13 protein-coding genes are annotated in these 15,736 nt (G+C 66.9%); 7 read left to right on the plus strand and 6 right to left on the minus strand.

The genetic code is table 11. The features are described from left to right. The first annotated feature begins 203 nt into the window (after positions 1-203). Complete coding sequence (locus NUW51_RS01595) at positions 204-1,295, plus strand: DUF2167 domain-containing protein (RefSeq protein WP_265562121.1); 1,092 nt, start codon at positions 204-206, stop codon at positions 1,293-1,295. A gap of 3 nt (positions 1,296-1,298) precedes the next feature. Here NUW51_RS01595 and NUW51_RS01600 read toward each other — a convergent pair whose 3' ends face one another. Then, on the minus strand, positions 1,299-2,609 hold the full coding sequence (locus NUW51_RS01600) for a mechanosensitive ion channel family protein (RefSeq protein WP_265562123.1): 1,311 nt from the start codon (positions 2,607-2,609) through the stop codon (positions 1,299-1,301). A 40-nt stretch (positions 2,610-2,649) separates the two neighbouring features. After that, entirely contained in the window at positions 2,650-3,690 is a 1,041-nt protein-coding gene (locus NUW51_RS01605; protein ID WP_265562125.1) for a DNA topoisomerase IB, read from the minus strand. 75 nt (positions 3,691-3,765) lie between these two features. On the opposite strand from NUW51_RS01605, the gene NUW51_RS01610 reads away from it, so the two are divergent. Both NUW51_RS01610 and NUW51_RS01615 read left to right on the plus strand, forming a co-directional pair. Continuing rightward, complete coding sequence (locus tag NUW51_RS01610) at positions 3,766-4,302, plus strand: DJ-1/PfpI/YhbO family deglycase/protease (protein WP_265562127.1); 537 nt, start codon at positions 3,766-3,768, stop codon at positions 4,300-4,302. Between the two features lie 106 nt (positions 4,303-4,408). Then, a complete protein-coding gene (locus NUW51_RS01615) occupies positions 4,409-4,855 on the plus strand; it encodes a hypothetical protein (protein ID WP_265562129.1) in 447 nt (148 codons plus the stop codon). Between the two features lie 91 nt (positions 4,856-4,946). Here the strand turns inward: NUW51_RS01615 and NUW51_RS01620 are convergent, their stop codons facing one another. Beyond that, positions 4,947-5,282 (minus strand): hypothetical protein, encoded by a 336-nt coding sequence (locus NUW51_RS01620; protein ID WP_265562131.1) that lies wholly within the window; start codon positions 5,280-5,282, stop codon positions 4,947-4,949. Positions 5,283-5,551: 269 nt separating this feature from the next. Between NUW51_RS01620 and NUW51_RS01625 the strand changes: the two genes are divergently transcribed. From NUW51_RS01625 to NUW51_RS01640, 4 genes are all read left to right on the plus strand, one after another. Continuing rightward, positions 5,552-6,196, plus strand: coding sequence for a S24 family peptidase (locus NUW51_RS01625; protein WP_265562132.1), 645 nt, complete (start codon positions 5,552-5,554; stop codon positions 6,194-6,196). A 73-nt stretch (positions 6,197-6,269) separates the two neighbouring features. Beyond that, positions 6,270-6,479: a hypothetical protein gene (locus tag NUW51_RS01630; protein WP_265562134.1), complete on the plus strand. Its 210-nt coding sequence runs from the start codon at positions 6,270-6,272 to the stop codon at positions 6,477-6,479. A 95-nt stretch (positions 6,480-6,574) separates the two neighbouring features. Next, entirely contained in the window at positions 6,575-8,620 is a 2,046-nt protein-coding gene (locus tag NUW51_RS01635; RefSeq protein WP_265562137.1) for an autotransporter assembly complex protein TamA, read from the plus strand. Continuing rightward, positions 8,620-12,828 carry a translocation/assembly module TamB domain-containing protein gene (locus NUW51_RS01640; protein WP_265562139.1) on the plus strand — a complete coding sequence of 1,403 codons (4,209 nt, stop codon included), beginning with the start codon at positions 8,620-8,622 and terminating at the stop codon, positions 12,826-12,828. The genes NUW51_RS01635 and NUW51_RS01640 overlap by 1 nt, the downstream gene beginning before the upstream one ends. Before the next feature lie 16 nt (positions 12,829-12,844). Here the strand turns inward: NUW51_RS01640 and NUW51_RS01645 are convergent, their stop codons facing one another. The 3 genes from NUW51_RS01645 to NUW51_RS01655 form a co-directional block, all read right to left on the minus strand. Further along, a complete protein-coding gene (locus NUW51_RS01645; RefSeq protein WP_265562141.1) occupies positions 12,845-13,819 on the minus strand; it encodes a hypothetical protein in 975 nt (324 codons plus the stop codon). 131 nt (positions 13,820-13,950) lie between these two features. Then, positions 13,951-15,360, minus strand: a complete 1,410-nt coding sequence (gene glnA, locus NUW51_RS01650) for a type I glutamate--ammonia ligase (protein WP_265562144.1) — start codon at positions 15,358-15,360, stop codon at positions 13,951-13,953. A gap of 150 nt (positions 15,361-15,510) precedes the next feature. Beyond that, entirely contained in the window at positions 15,511-15,732 is a 222-nt protein-coding gene (locus tag NUW51_RS01655; RefSeq protein WP_265562146.1) for a helix-turn-helix domain-containing protein, read from the minus strand. Positions 15,733-15,736 lie beyond the last annotated feature (4 nt).

The following is a 15,736-nucleotide window of genomic DNA, read 5'->3' on the forward strand; positions in this document are numbered from 1 at the left end:
GGCTCTCCTTGGGAGGGAGGGCTACCTTAACGTAAACGTCAAGGCAAGTGGGTTTCGGGGTGAAACGGTCACTGATGCGGGCAGGTCACGGCGCGGCGCAAAAAGGCGGTTGAGAGGCGGATAACCATCCTTCTTCGTTGCACCCCTCGACGGGCATGGCACAGCTGGCGGCTCGTACCGCATTCCAGATTTTCCGGGGGGAAATGACCAACATGTTCGATTGTCGCCTTCGCGGGGCGGGCCTTGCCGCTGCCGCCGCCGTCACCCTGTCGCTGCTGACGAGCGCGCCCGCGATGGCGCAGGACGCCGCAGAGGCCAGCCAGTCCGAGATGACGGTCGAGGAATTCATTGCCTCGATGCCGCAGGACAGGCGCAGCCATTGGGAGACGATCGAGGCGGGCTTCGACCCCTCCAGCGGCACCATTTCGGTCGGCGGGGCCCATTCGACGATGGACCTTGGAGAGGATTATGCTTTCTATCCCGCGCAGAATGCGCGCGACCTCCTCGAATTCTGGGGTAACGACCCGTCGCAGTTGACCGACGTGCTCGGCCTGATCATGCCCGCGAACAAGCATCCGCTCGATGCGGGGTGGAGCGCGGTCGTCACCTATGAGGAGAGCGGCCATGTCGCCGACGACGATGCCGCCGATATCGATTATGACGAGCTGCTCGAAGAGTTGCAGGAAGGGCAGCGACTGGCCTCGGAGCAAGCGCGCGAGCATGGCTATCCGGGCGGCGACTTGCTCGGTTGGGCGCAGGCGCCGAGCTACGACAGCGAGGCCAAGACGCTGGTCTGGGCCAAGCGGCTCCAGTTCGACGACACCGAAGGCGAGCAACTCAACTATGACGTGCGCCTGCTCGGACGCACCGGGGTGCTCAGCATCAACATGCTCGACGGCATGGAAGCGCTGCCCGAGGTGCAGACTGCCGCGCTCCAGCTGTCGCAGCGCATCGCTTTCGAGGATGGCGCGCGCTATGCCGACTTTAATCCCGAGACCGACGCCAAGGCCGAATATGGCATCGGTGGCCTGATCCTCGGCGGCGCGGCGGTGGCGGCAGCCAAGAAGACGGGCCTCCTCGCTTTCCTCTTCCTGTTTCTCAAGAAAGGCTGGATCGTGATCGTCATTGCGCTTGCTGCCCTTGGGCGCAAGGTGAAGGGCACGTTCGGCAAGGGCGAGGACGTCGACGCGGGCTGGGACGAGGATGCCGCTTACGTCGATCCCGAGAGCGAGGCCATGGTCGAGGCCGAGGACCTGCCCGCGAGCAAGCCCGAAGACGCGGACGTCGCTCGCTAGCGCTTAGCCCTCGTCGCCGCCCGTGGCGCTGGCGCCCGGGCCTTCGCTGGTGCCTTCGCTTTTCGCGGCGCGTTTCACGCTGGTCGCGGGGAGGGGCTTGGGCGCGGGCGTTTCCTCATGCTCGTCGACGAGGCGGAAGCCGTTTTCGGGATAGGGCATGATCATCGTGCCGTCGGGCGCCGAGGTGAAGGTGGTCTGGGTCGGATAGGCGAATTCGATGCCATGTTCGGCGAACAGCCGGGTGATGGCGATGAGGACGAGGCTCTTCACGCCGACCAGCTCTTCATAATCCTCGGTGTAGTGATCGTAGATGAAGAGGAAGTCGATCGAGCTATCGCCAAAGCCGGTGCAGATGGTGCGCACGGGCTCGATATGATCGTAATCGGCGATGGTGCTTTCGACGAGCGCCTTCATGCGCGCGAGCATGTCGGGCGAGGTCTGGTAGATGACGCCGAAGGGAATCTCGACGCGGCGGCGCTCGGCGAGCGCGATATTGTGGACTTCCTGCTCCAAGAGCTGGGTGTTGCCCATGACGATGAGCTCGCCCGACGGGGCACGCAGGCGGGTGGTCTTGAGACCGATCTTTTCGACCGTGCCGAAGGTGGTGCCGTAGCTGATCGTGTCGCCGCGGCGGAACGGGCGGTCGAAGACGATCGAGAGCGCGGCGAAGAGATCGGAGAAGATGCCCTGCGCGGCGAGGCCGATGGCGATGCCGCCGATGCCGAGACCCGCGACCAGCGTGGTGACGTCGACGCCCAGATTGTCGAGGATGACGATGATCGCGATGGCGAACACCGCGACGTTGACCAGCACGCGGATGATGTTGAGCGCGTTGCCGAGCGTGCTGTCGGGATCGTCCTCCTCGGTCGCGGCCTTGGACTTGATGACGCCGAGAATGAGCTCGCGCGCCCAGATGGCGGCCTGGATGGCGGCGACAACGGTGAAGATGACCTCGATGAAGCGTTCGATATTGCGCGGGATCTCGGTGTGGCTGACGACGATGAAGAAGCTGGCAACCAGCATGAAGGTGAGCGTGGTCTTGGCGAGCACGCCCGCGATGATGCCCTTCCAGCTGGTGCGGTCCTTGGTCGACTTGCGATAGCGCCGCCCGATCGAGCGCAGGATGAGGAGGATGCCCGCCATCCCGAGCGCGACGAGCGTGCCGATGAGCAGGTCTTCCCAATGCGTGCCGAGCCAATCGATGGTGCCGAGCACGGGCTGTTCGAGCGTGTCGACGGTGTCGGCGAGGACCGCCTCGTCATCGGCGATGAGGTCGGCGGCGCGCTCGAGGCTGTTCTGGGAGGATTGGGTCATAGCGCCCCTGTGTGGCGGCGATGGCGGCGACTTTCAACCGTCAGCGGCCGGCGAGGCGGCGGGCGAGACGGCGACGCCAGGAGGGCGGCGGGCCCTGATGGTCGAGAAAGGCGAGGAGAAAGGTTTCCTCGCGGCTCATGCGGCGACGGGTACGGCGCGGGCGGCGTACCCCGCGGAACGGGTCCTCGGGGCGTTCCTTGACGGCATCGAGGATGGCGGGGTGGATATAGGAAGAGCGGGTCACCGCCGGGGTGTTGCCAAGCGCGGCGGCGACCGGTTCGACGATGCGTTTCAAGGTGGGCGGCTCTTCCTCGGCGAGCGCGGCGGTCACTTCCTCGACCGCCATCGCGCTGGCGCCCCAGGTGCGAAAATGCTTGGCCGAGATGTCGGCGCGGGAGACGCGCTTCAGGAAATCGTTGACGTCGTTGCTGTCGATCTGGCGCGGCGCCCCGTCCTCGCCGACATATTGAAACAGGTGCTGGCCCGGCAGTTCGTGGCATTCGCCGACGATGCGGACCAGCGCGGGGTCGGTGATGGTGATGGCGCGCTCGACGCCATGCTTGGCGCGGTAGGATAGTTTGAGGCGGGTCTTCAGCTTCTCGACATGGCCGGTGGTGAGCGTGGTCGCGCCATAGCTCTTGTTGGTGCGGGCATATTGGCGATTGCCGATACGCAGGTGATTTTCATCGAGCAGGCGGACGATGGCGGCAATCACCGTCTCGCGGGTCAAGGTGCGGCGCCTGAGCGCCTTTTCGACCTTGCGGCGGATGCGTGGCAGACGGCGGCCGAAATCGGCCAGCGCAGCGAATTTCTCGGCCTCGGCGAGGGCGCGAAAGTCGTCATGATAGCGATATTGCTTGCGGCCCTTTTCATCCATGCCGGTGGCCTGGATGTGGCCATTCTCGTCGCGGCAGTACCAGACGTCGCGATAGGCGGGCGGGACGGCGAGCGCGTTCAGCCGGGCGACGGTGCGCTCGTTCTTGAGCTTTTCGCCGCCGGGGCGGTGATAGCTCCACCCCTTGCCGCGGCGCACGCGCGTATAGCCGGGTTCCTCGTCGCTCGAATGCCGCAGTTGGCGCACGCTTCGTCCTTCACTAACGGAAACGACAAGCGCGCCGCGGCGTTCGCGGTTCCACAGACCAAAAGGAGTGAGGCAATGAAGGACCTGTCGGGCAAGAAGATATTGATCATGGCGACCGAGGGGTTCGAGGAGCTCGAACTGACGGGGCCGCGCGACCTGCTGGGCGAGGCGGGGGCCGAAATCACCATCGCCTCGGTCGACCGCAATCCGTTTCGCGGACGGGTCAAGGACGAGCCGACCATCTGGGTCCAGCCGGACAAGTTGATCGGCGAGGCCGACGCGGCGGACTATGACGCGCTGGTACTGCCCGGCGGGGTCATCAACCCCGATCAGCTGCGCACCAACGAGGAGGCAATCGCGCTGATCAAGGCGTTCGACGAGGCGCAAAAGCCGCTCGCCGCCATCTGTCATGGGCCGTGGTTGCTGGTCGAGGCCGACGTGGTGAAGGGGCGGAAGGTGACCAGTTGGCCCTCGATCCGCACCGATCTGAAGAATGCCGGCGGTGAGGTGGTGGACAAGGAGGCCTGCACCGACGGGCATCTGATCACGAGCCGCAATCCCGATGACGTTCCCGCGTTCTGCGAGGCGATCGCGGCGGCGGTCGCTGGATGAGGCTGGAGGGCGCATGGCGGGCGCCGACCAACGAGCCTGCGTGAAATTTTATCGCGGCGGCGCAACGATAAGAGACTCTTCACCTTTGCCGCGTTAGGGCGTGGCCATGGTTAATCCTTATCGCCTTCATCGTGCCATCGACCTTGCCGTCTCGCTGATCTTTTCGGCCTGTCTCGGCTATTGCGCATGGCGCTTGCATCCCGCGCTGGGAGGGCCGCTGCCCGTGCTGGAGACGCACCAGGCGGTGCTAGTCGCGATGCTGGCCGGGTTCGGCTTCGCGTTCGGCTCGATGCGCTTGAGCGGCGGGCCCGACAATGCCCGCTACGAACAGGAACTGGTCGCGCCCTTCGGGCTTGCGCATACGCCGTCGCCGCTGGCCCCGTTGGCGGGGATGCAGCAGCGGCAGGACATGACGCAGGATGCGGACCGGACGGCGCAGGCCGCCGCTTATGGTCCGACCGTGTCGCCGCTGGTGCAGAAGAAGAAGCCGGTGCTGTCGAACGAGGCTGCCAACTCGATCCTCGATACGATCAACGAGCTCAAGCGCGCCTGATCGCGCCCGCCGCTTCCCCGCACCACGTCACGTGCGCCGCTCGCCCGAGGAGGACCGGCGCGTCGATGCGCGGTGAGGGAAGGGCAAGGCCTCAGGCCTCGTCGAGGGTGAGCGCCTCGATTTCGATCCCGATCGACCCGTCCTCGCCGTGGATCGGCGGGCAGGCGAGCGCGATATCGGCGACGAGATGGCCGCCGATCTCGAATTCGGCGTCTTCGAGCCCGTCGGTAAGCGCGGCGGCGGTCTCGGCCGCATGAGGCGGCGGCAGGCGCAGCGAGATCATGTGGCGTTCGCCGCTATAGGTAAGCGAATGCCAATCGACCGATCGGAATTCCCTTAGCAAAATCCTATCGCGCGGCAGGCCGGTGCGATTGATGACGGCGCGCAGCAGGCTGGTCGCCGCGCTCGACAGAGGCGGGCGCATCATTGCACCTGCTCCAGGAAGGTGCGGACTCGCGCGATGGTGCGCGGTCGCGGTTCGCGCCCTCTGCGCAGGTCGAAAACGAAACGCGGGTCCCCCACCGCGTCGCGACCGAACCTGGCCGCGGCCACATTGCTCGTCCTCAAATATTGTTCAACGTCTCGAAGTAGATGCACGGTGACTTACCCCACTCTCTCGCGACTCGGCACGTCGGAGTTGTCCCAATCCGTTTCCTACTTGTCTAGGATAAATCTTAGCGGTATGAAGCACAGACCATGAACGATCCGCGCGCCAGGCTGGAGGAGCTGTGTCGAACCCAACGGGTGGACTATGCCACCCTGTCGCGGCTGATCGGGCGCAACCCGGCCTATATCCAGCAATATATCCGGCGCGGGACCCCGCGGACCCTGGCCGAGCGCGACCGGGTCGCCATCGCCGACTATTTCGATATCGACGAGACCGAGCTGGGCGCACCGGCGCGTGCGCAGGTCGGACCGGGGGCGTTGCTGCGGGTAGCGCGGCTGCCGATCCGCGCCGCTGCGGGATCGGGCGCGATCAACGAGGAGCGGAGCAGCGGGGCGAGCTTCGGCTTCGACCGTCACTGGCTGCGCCAGCTCACCGGCGCGCGGCCCGAGGAGCTGGCGGTGATCCAGGTCGAGGGCGATTCGATGGCGCCGACGCTGGCAGCGGGGGACGAGATCCTCGTCGATCGGTCCGATGGCGCGGCGCGGCTGCGCGACGGCATCTATGTCCTGAGGAAGGACGATGCGCTGATGGTCAAGCGGCTCGCGCTTCACCCGATGGGGCGCAGCGTGACGATCCAGTCGGACAATCCCGCCTATATCGATCATCCCGGCTGTTCGCTCGGCGAGATCGACCTCGTGGGGCGCGTGCTGTGGACGGCGCGGCGGCTTGGCTGAACAGCGCGAGAGATCGCGCGTTAACCTTGTTCCTTGGCCGGAACGTTCACCCTTTTCCGCGATAAGGCGGGCCATGGTTCCGATGTTCATCGCCGACCGCGACACGCTCGCGGATGCCACGCTCCTGCTCGATCACTTCGGTCCCCGCGCCGGGGAAGAGGCGCGCAACCGTGCCGATGCGGCACGGGCCAGCGACAATGTGCTGCGCTTCTGCCACTGGCGCCAGATCGAGCGGCTGCTCGGTCACCTGGAAGCCCGCGATGTGGAGGGCAGCATCCACTGATACTTGCGCCGGTCGGTGCCGCCTGCGCGGTGGCCGGACCGGGGCTGTAACGAAAAGGCTGGCAGGCGGCCTTTTTCGCGGTTAGGCTCGCGCACATGACAGCGATTGCGGGTCGCGGCGTAGTGGCATTCCTGATGTGCGGGACGTGCCTGGCGCCCGCCTGGGCACAGGACGCCGTGCCCGAGCGCACCGACGCGCCTGTCGTCGCCGCCTCGCAGCCCGAACCGACGGTGACGAGCGAGCCGCCCGAGGGCGCCGGTACGGTCGATGTCGATGCGCCGCTCGACCCATTGCCGGGGCTCGACCTTGCCTGGCCCGAGGTGACGGGCGCCGAGGAGGATCCCGAATTCGCCCCGCTCGCCGATCTCCTCGACGGTGAGGAGGAGGAGCTGGAAGAGGCGCAGATCATCGATGGCGACCTGCGCGATTATGCATGGGAGCTGGTCGGCCTGCCCGAGACCGAGGCGGGGGCGATCGAGGGCGATTTCGATGCGCTCTCGGCGCTCGAGGCCGGCGGGGGTGAGGCCGACAATGCGGCGCAGATCGATCGCCGCGCGCAGGTCGACCTGCTGTTGCTCGAGCAGATCCTCGACAGCCGGGGTTATTATGCCGCGGCAATCGAGCTGGATTATGTGCCGCAGGGCGAGAAATTGCTGGTCCGCTTCATGGTCGATCCGGGCGAGCAGTTCATCTTCACCGATGTACGGCTGCCGGGGCTGGAGACGACGCAGGCCGACGAGGGCAAGCTGCGCGCGGCCTATGGCGTGGCCGAGGGCGACCCGGTGCTGGCCGCCGAGGTCCTCGAAGGGACCGCCGAACTGACCACCGCGCTGGGCGAGAATGGCTATGCGCAGGCCGAATTGGGCGAGCGGCAGGTCATTCTCGATTATGACAGCGCGACCGCGACGCTGATTCAGCCGGTGACGCCCGGCCCGATCGCGGTGTTCGGCGACATCATCGTCGAGGGCGAGCCGCCCTTCCCGCCGCGCCATGTCGGGCGGCTGGCGCGCTTCGAGCCGGGCGAGATCTACGACCAGAGCGAGGTTGTCGATCTTCGCCGCGCGCTCATTGCGACCGGGCTCGTCTCAAGCGTGGTGATCGACACCGAACCGCGCGAGGGTGGCGAGGTGGTCGACACGGTGGTGCGCCTCCAGCCCGCCAAGATGCGCACCATCGCGGGCGAGGTCGGCTATGGCACGGGCGAGGGCTTCCGGCTCGAGGGGCAGTGGCAGCATCGCAATTTCTGGAACCCCGAGGGGGCGCTGACGCTCGACGGGGTGATCGGGACGCAGGAGCAATTGGCGGCGGTGACGCTGGTGCGCTCCAACTGGCTGCGCCGGGATCAGCGCCTGTCGATGCAGGCGCTTGCCAACACCATTCGCCGCGATGCCTATGAGGCCGATATCGCGCAGGTCTCGGCGCGGATCGAACGCATCTCCGATTTCCTGTGGCAGAAGGAATTCACCTGGGGCGCGGGCGTGGAGCTCATCGCCTCGAGCGAGCTCGACCGCGACGAGGAATTGCAATTGGAGCGGCGCCGCGCCTTCTATATCGGCGCGCTGCCGCTGGTCGCCGAGATCGACCAGTCGAACGACCTGCTCGACCCCACGACGGGATGGACGCTGCAGGGGTTCGTGAGCCCCGAGATCAACCTCAACAATGAGGGCGACACTTATGTGCGCTCGAGCGTGCAGGGCACCTATTACAAGCCGTTCGGCGAGAAGGTGGTCGCGGCGGCCAAGGTCAAGGTCGGCACCATCTACGGGACCAGCCGCGACGAGGTCGCGCCGTCGCGGCGCTGGTATGCGGGCGGCGGCGGCTCGGTGCGCGGATACGGTTTCCAGATGCTGGGGCCGCGCGATGCGTTCGGCGATCCGGTCGGCGGTCGGAGCTTGAGCGAATTCGCGCTGGAGGCGCGGGTGCGGGTCTACGGGCCGTTTGCGGTGGTGCCGTTCTTCGATGGCGGGCGCGTGGGTGAGGGCACCTGGCCCGGCACCAGCGACTGGCAGTTCGGCACCGGCGTGGGCGTGCGTTATCACAGCAATTTCGGGCCGATCCGGCTCGACGTGGGCGTGCCGCTCAATCGCCGCGAGGGCGATGGCTGGGTGGCGATCGTGGTCGGGCTGGGGCAGGCCTTCTGATGGCGGCAGTCGAGGAAGGGGGCGCGACAAAGCGCAGCCTGCCCAAGCGCGCGGCGCGGCGGCTCGGCAAGGAATTGCTGACGCTTTTCCTGATCCTTGTCGGGCTGGCGGCGCTCGGGCTGCTCGTGCTCGACAGCAGTATCGGTCACCGGTTCATCGCCGATCGTATTGCCGCGATGGAGCGCGAGGACTGCCTCGACATTCGCATCGGGCGGATCGAGGGGTCGATCTACGACAATATGGTGCTGCGCAACGTGGAATTGCGCGATCCCGAGGGCGGGTTCCTGACCATCAGCCGCGCCGAGGTCGACTGGTCGCCGCTCGCCTGGCTCTACAATGATTTGCATATCGACCGGCTCGTCGCCGACCAGGTGACGCTGGCGCGCTTGCCCGCGCTATGCCCGGTCGAGCGCGATCCCGACGATCCCATCCTGCCCGGCTTCGACATCCACATCGGGCGGCTCGAGGTCGAGCGGCTGGTGGTCGAGGAAGCCGTCAGCGGCACCGCGCGCGAGGGCAGCCTGTCGGGCGCCATCACGATCCGTTCGGGCCGCGCGCTGGCCAAGCTGCAGGCGGCGCTGGAGGGGGGCGACCGTCTGTCGCTCGATCTCGATGCCGAGCCCGATGCCGACCGCTTCGACCTCGAACTGGCGGCCGAGGCGCCCGCCGACGGGCTTCTGCCCGCGCTGGTGGGGATCGAGGAGCCGATCGCGCTGCGCGTGTCGGGTGACGGGACGTGGCAGAGCTGGACGGGCAAGGCGATGGGCCGGGTCGGCGAATTGCGCGCGATCGACCTCGACGTGGCGCTGGCCGACGGGGTCTATTCGATCGACGGGCGGGTCGATCCGTCGGGACTGGTCGAGGGCACGATGGCCGCGCTGGTCGAGGGCGGGGTCGCGGTCGATGCCGATTTCACCTTCGAGGACGGGCTGGTCGACGGCTCGGCGATGCTGACGAGCGATGCGCTGCGAATGGTGGCCGAAGGGGGCGTGCACCTCAATGACAGCCGCTTCGTCGGGCTCGACGTCGGGGTCGATGTGCGGCGCCCCGACGCTTTGTTCGACGGGCTCGGCGGCGAGCGGCTGCGGCTGGTCGGCAGCCTGGATGGCGCTTTCTCCTCCTTCGCTTACGATTATCGCCTGACCAGCCCCGAGCTGGTGGTCGATGCGGTGACGCTCTACGAATTGTCGGCCGATGGCAGCGGGCGCTGGTCGCGGCCGCCGCGGAGGGTGCCGCTGACCGCCAGCGCGTCGCGCGTCGTCGGCATGGGGGTCGAGGTCGAACAGATCCTCAGGAACTTCCAGCTCGAGACCGTGCTGGTGGTGAGCGACAGCAATTTGCGCAGCGAGAATTTGCGCTTCCGTTCGGACAAGACGCGCGGGACGGGCGAGCTTGTCGTCGACTTCGATACGGGGGCGATCGACTTCGCCTTGAATGCCTCCCTCGATCAATATCTCATCCCGGGGCTCGGGCTGGTCGATGTGGAGACGCAATTGTCGCTGCGGCCGGGCAGCGGCGGGCTCCAACTCGACGGGCGCGCGACGGCGCGGGTGACCCGGCTCGACAATAGTTTCTTTGCCAGCTTGCTGGGCGGCAATCCGGTGATCGAGACACGGCTGGCGCGGGGCAATGACGGGGTCATCCGCTTTGCCGACACGGTGCTGACCTCGCCGCTCCTCGACCTGCGCGGCTCGGGGATGCGGCGCGCCGACGGCACCTTTTATTTCGAAGGCGCGGGCACACATGAAGGCTATGGGCCGCTGCGTGTCACGGTCGACGGGCAGATCAGCCGCCCCAATGTCGAACTGTTCCTCGAAAGCCCCAATGCGGCGCTTGGCCTCAAGGACGTCACACTCAACCTCGATCCGAGCGCGGCGGGCTTCGATTATCGCGCCGAGGGGATGAGCCGCTTCGGGCCGTTCACGAGCAAAGGCGAGATCCTGCTGCCGCCGACGGGCAACGCGGGGCAGGCGAGCATCCGGGTCGACGACTTGAGCGTCGCGGGATCCTCGGGCTCGGGCGAGCTGGCGATCGTGCCGGGTGGCTTTGCCGGCGACCTGACCCTGTCGGGCGGCGAGATCGAGGGGGTGCTGCGCTTCTCGGTGCCGCCGGGCACCCCAGCGGGCGTCTCGGCGCAGCGGATCGCCATGGACCTCGCCTTCGACAATGCCGCCTTCCCCGGACCGCCCGCGATCGCGGCGCGCTCGGGCACGCTGGACGGCGTGATCCTGCTGACCGAGGCGGGGATCAGTTCGGACTTCGATTTCGCGCTGCAGCGCGCCACCATCGCCGGGCTCGATTTCGAGACGGTGAGCGGCAACGGGCGGCTCGAGAATGGCAAGGGGACGATCGAGGCGTCTCTGGTCGGGCGCGGGCGCTCGGACTTCAGCTTCGACCTCGTCGCCGATGTCGACATGGAAGTGGTGCAGGACCCCGGCCAGTCGATCGTGCTGAGGGGCTCGGGCAGCCTCGATGGGCGCCGCCTCGCGCTGGTCAGCCCGGCGCGGTTCGAGATGGTCGATGGCCAGTGGGTGCTGGGCGATGTGGACCTGCGCTACGGGCGCGGCCGGGCGCGGGTATCGGGGCTGACCGACGGCGGGCCGATCGACATCGCGCTGTCGGGGCTGCCCCTGCGGCTCGCCGACCTGTTCGCACCCGATCTCGGCCTGTCGGGCACGCTGTCGGGCACGGCCTCCTACGATCCGCGCACGCGGCAGGGCGAGGCGAGCATGCAGGTGCGCAATTTGAGCCGCGCCGGGCTGCTTCTCGCCTCACGGCCCATCGACATGGCGATCAACGCCAAGGTGCAGGGCGACGTCGCGGGGGCGCGCATCGTCATGGAAAATGACGGCGAAAACATCGGGCGCGCGCAGGTGCGCTTCTCGCCGCTGCCCGAGGGCAATATCGCGACCGCGCTGATGCGCGCGCCGATGTTCGCGCAATTCCGCTTCGACGGGCCGGCGGGGACGCTGTGGCGCCTGTCCAACGTCGAACTGTTCGACCTGACGGGGCCGATGGCGGTAGCGCTCGATGCGCGCGGTTCGCTCCTGCGCCCGCGTATCTCGGGGACGCTCAAGCTCGACGGCGCCAAACTCGAGAGCCCGGTGACGGGGACCGAAATCGACAATCTCGACGTGACCGGGCGCTTCCGCGGTTCGCGCCTCATCATCGAACAGATGAGCGGCACGACCGACGATGGCGGGCGCCTGACGGGCTCGGGCGATTTCGTCTTCCTGCCGGGCGGCATCGGCATCGACCTCGGCCTTCGTGCCGACAAGGCGCAATTGCTCAACCGCGACGATATTTCGGCGAGCGTGACCGGCCCGCTGCGTATCCGCTCGCAGAGCGGCAATGGCGGCACGATCTCGGGCGACCTCACGCTCGTCGAGGGGCGCTATCAGCTCGGCATGGCGGGCCGGGTGGCGGCGGTGCCTTCGCTAGAGGTGATCGAACGCGGGACCGATCCCGACGAGCTGATCGAGATCGAGCGGATCGCGCCTTGGAACCTCGATGTCGCGGTGACGGGCGGGCCGCTGTTCGTGAAGGGGCTGGGGCTCGACAGCCGCTGGACCACCGACGTGCAGATCGGTGGCAGCGTGCTCGAGCCGCGCATTCGCGGCACCGCCGACCTCCAGTCGGGCGAGTACAGCTTTGCCGGGCGGCGCTTCCGCGTCGAGCGCGGCGATATCGATTTCACCGGCAATTCGCCGCCCAACCCGACGCTCGACATCCTCGCGGTCGCCGATGGCGTGGGGGTGGATGCAGAGGTGCGGGTGACGGGCAATGCGCTCAATCCCAATATCCAGTTCGCCAGCGCCGGCATTGCCGACCAGGACGAGATCCTGTCGCGGCTCTTGTTCGGCACGTCGGCGGCGAACCTGTCGGCGGCCGAGCTGGTCCAGCTGGGCGCGGCGGTGGCGAGCCTGCAGGGCGGCGGCGGTGGATTGGATCCGATAAACGCGGTGCGCTCGGCCATCGGGCTCGACCGGCTGCGCATCCTGCCCGCCGACGTGACGACGGGCCAATCGACCGCGATCGGCGCGGGCAAATATATCACCCGCCGCCTCTATGTGGAGGTGATCACCGACGGGCAGGGCTATACCGCGACGCAGGCCGAGTTCCAGGTGACGCGCTGGCTGGCGATCCTCGCGACGGTCAATTCGGTCGGGCGCGCGGGTGTGAACGCGCGCTTCAGCAAGGATTATTGAGCCGCGCGGCGCGCGCTCAATATTTCATATAGCCTTCGAGTTCCTCGCGCAGCGCCTCGACGCTGGGAGCGTTCCAATGCGCGGCCCACGGGCTGTCGCCGGTATCGCGGCGGGCGCGTTCGTCGTGGCGCTTGAGATAGTCGGGACGGTCCCAGCCCGAGACCAGCTGGGGCTTGCTCTCGGCCAGCTTGGTGACGTTGAAGGGCTGTTCGAAATGCAGGCCCGCCTGCGGGCCTCGCGACCAGCTGACATGGGCGAAGATGGTCCCCGCGCCGCCGAGGTCGAGGAGCAGGCCGACGCCGGGCGGGAGGCTGATGCGTCCTTCGATCAGCGCGCCCGTCTCGGAGATGTTGCGCAGGCGCACGGGATGGGTGTCATGGTCGTAGTGGACATGGCCCGACCAGATGAGCGGGTGGCGGCGCGCGGTGCGCGGCTGGCGCGCGGTCTCGGCATCCTCGCCATCGGCCTCGGTGAACACCGAGGGGGCGCGGGCCATGCCGTCGAGATTGGCGGTCGGGAAGCTCTTGCGAATGGTGTCGAGCAGTAGGCCGTCGCGGATCACCGCGTCGCAGCCGATCTGCGTTTCCTCGGCGAATTGCATGCCGATGCGGCCGTCCTTGATCCAGCGCACCGCCGCCTCAATCTCGCCCCCGTCGCCGAGGTCGAGGAGAATCGGTTCGAGATGCTCGGGGATATAGTCGGTCGCGATCATCGCGCCGCCGCCCGACAGGTTGACGAGGTCGACGACGCGGCGTGTGCCATCGACGGTAGTCACCATCGCCTGTTCGGCCTTCAGCCGGTGGCGCTCGTCCTCGCGCATGTTCTTCCAGCGAGTCTCGTGGCGAGGGATGGAGATGGAAAGGAGGTCGTCCTCGCGGGCATGGCGCGCCTCGGGGTCCTTTTCGCGCAGGAGCGGGCCCTCGGGGCCTTTCTCGGCGGGGCCGAGCCGAAGGCGGTCGCGAAAATGCTTTATCGGAGGTTCCTCTGCCATCCTGGCAGCGGTTAATCGAAATTAGTTACGGACCCCTTATGACCGCTGGTTAACGATGTCCGTTTAATCACGCGAAAACGGGGGCCGCCGATGGCGACCCCCGTGTCGGGATTGCAGCGACGAGATGTGGCTCAGCTGCTGTAATACATGTCGAATTCGACCGCGCTCGGCGTGGTTTCCCAGCGCAGCACCTCGTCCCACTTGATGTCCATGTAGGCGTCGATCTGGTCGTCGGTGAAGACATCGCCCTTGGTGAGGAAGGCGCGGTCCTGGTCGAGGCTGACGAGCGCTTCGCGAAGCGAGCCGCAGACGGTCGGTACATCGACCAGTTCGGCGGGCGGCAGGTCGTAGAGGTTCTTGTCCATCGCCTCGCCCGGGTGGATGCGATTCTCGATGCCGTCGAGGCCCGCCATCATCAGCGCGGCATAAGCGAGATAGGGGTTGGCCATGGCATCGGGGAAGCGGAATTCGACGCGCTTCGACTTCTCGCCGGTCCCGTAGGGGATGCGGCACGAGGCCGAGCGGTTGCGCGAGGAATAAGCGAGCAGCACCGGCGCTTCGAAGCCCGGCACGAGGCGCTTGTAGCTGTTCGTGGTCGGGTTGGTGAAAGCGTTCAGGGCGCGGGCGTGCTTGATGACGCCGCCGATGAAGAAGAGCGCGGTTTCCGACAGGCCGGCATAGCCGTCGCCCGCGAACAGCGGCTTGCCGTCCTTCCAGATCGACATGTGGACGTGCATGCCCGAGCCATTGTCCTTGGCGATGGGCTTGGGCATGAAAGTGGCCGACTTGCCATAGGCATTGGCGACCATGTGCACGACATATTTGTAGATCTGCATGCGGTCGGCGGTCTCGACGAGATGGCCGTAGGTGAGGCCGAGCTCGTGCTGGGCCGGGGCGACCTCATGGTGATGCTTGTCGCAGGGCAGGCCCATCTCGAGCATGGTCGAGACCATTTCCGAGCGGATGTCCGAGGCGCTGTCGACCGGCGCGACGGGGAAATAGCCGCCCTTCTCGCGCGGGCGATGGCCGAGGTTGCCCTGTTCATATTCGGTGGCGCTGTTCGAGGGCAGTTCGACATCGTCGAGCTGGTAGCCGTTGCCGGCATAGCCGTCATGGAAGCGCACGTCGTCGAACATGAAGAATTCGGCTTCGGGGCCGACGTAGAGCGTGTCGCCGATGCCGGTCGACTTGAGGTAGTTTTCGGCGCGCGTCGCGGTCGAGCGCGGGTCGCGGGCATAGAGCTCGCCCGAGCCGGGATCGACGATGTTGCAGAAGATGACGAGCGTCGAGGTGGCCATGAAGGGATCGACGTAGACCGCATCGAAGTCGGGCTTCAGGATCATGTCGCTCTCGTTGATCGCCTTCCAGCCCTGGATCGAGCTGCCGTCGAACATGAAGCCGTCCTCGAGCTGGTCCTCGTCCAAGGCCGAGGCGACCATCGAGAGGTGCTGCCACTTGCCCTTGGGGTCGGTGAAGCGCAGCTCCACATAATCGATTTCTTCGTCCTCGATGCGGGCGAGGATGTCCTTGGCGCTGCTCATGGCTGTGGCTCTCCGTTAGATGCACAAAAGGGCGAGTCGTACCCGCCCGGTCATGGGGGCTATGATCGTGCAGCCGGACATGTTCCGACAAGCGCGATCAGCCGTGCGGTGAACAATTCAACAGGAGAGGCGCGATGGCCGAGACGGCGCCTAATAGGCGCGGCGCTGGGCACCGTGGAGCATGCGCAGCAGCATGGCGACGGGGCGGGGGACGCCGACCTTGCCGTCGAGCCACAAGCTGACGCTGGAGCGCGAAACGCCGATGGCGTTGGCGAGGTCGGACTGGGTGCGATAACCCAGCGCGCGCATGATGCGGCGCAGTTCCTCGGGCGCCATGGAGGCAAGGCGGGGGTCGCGCTGCGTCGTGCTCATGGCG

Origin of the sequence: Sphingomicrobium arenosum (assembly GCF_026157085.1) — a bacterium.
Taxonomy (GTDB): Bacteria; Pseudomonadota; Alphaproteobacteria; order Sphingomonadales; family Sphingomonadaceae; genus Sphingomicrobium; species Sphingomicrobium arenosum.

Excerpts from the sequence above, each read along its gene's own strand:
- NUW51_RS01595 (WP_265562121.1), top strand. The coding sequence starts at position 204 with ATGACCAACATGTTCGATTGTCGCCTTCGCGGGGCGGGCCTTGCCGCT.
- NUW51_RS01600 (WP_265562123.1), bottom strand. The coding sequence starts at position 2,609 with ATGACCCAATCCTCCCAGAACAGCCTCGAGCGCGCCGCCGACCTCATC.
- NUW51_RS01610 (WP_265562127.1), top strand. The coding sequence starts at position 3,766 with ATGAAGGACCTGTCGGGCAAGAAGATATTGATCATGGCGACCGAGGGG.
- NUW51_RS01615 (WP_265562129.1), top strand. The coding sequence starts at position 4,409 with ATGGTTAATCCTTATCGCCTTCATCGTGCCATCGACCTTGCCGTCTCG.
- NUW51_RS01620 (WP_265562131.1), bottom strand. The coding sequence starts at position 5,282 with ATGATGCGCCCGCCTCTGTCGAGCGCGGCGACCAGCCTGCTGCGCGCC.
- NUW51_RS01625 (WP_265562132.1), top strand. The coding sequence starts at position 5,552 with ATGAACGATCCGCGCGCCAGGCTGGAGGAGCTGTGTCGAACCCAACGG.
- NUW51_RS01630 (WP_265562134.1), top strand. The coding sequence starts at position 6,270 with ATGGTTCCGATGTTCATCGCCGACCGCGACACGCTCGCGGATGCCACG.
- NUW51_RS01635 (WP_265562137.1), top strand. The coding sequence starts at position 6,575 with ATGACAGCGATTGCGGGTCGCGGCGTAGTGGCATTCCTGATGTGCGGG.
- NUW51_RS01640 (WP_265562139.1), top strand. The coding sequence starts at position 8,620 with ATGGCGGCAGTCGAGGAAGGGGGCGCGACAAAGCGCAGCCTGCCCAAG.
- NUW51_RS01645 (WP_265562141.1), bottom strand. The coding sequence starts at position 13,819 with ATGGCAGAGGAACCTCCGATAAAGCATTTTCGCGACCGCCTTCGGCTC.
- glnA (WP_265562144.1), bottom strand. The coding sequence starts at position 15,360 with ATGAGCAGCGCCAAGGACATCCTCGCCCGCATCGAGGACGAAGAAATC.
- NUW51_RS01655 (WP_265562146.1), bottom strand. The coding sequence starts at position 15,732 with ATGAGCACGACGCAGCGCGACCCCCGCCTTGCCTCCATGGCGCCCGAG.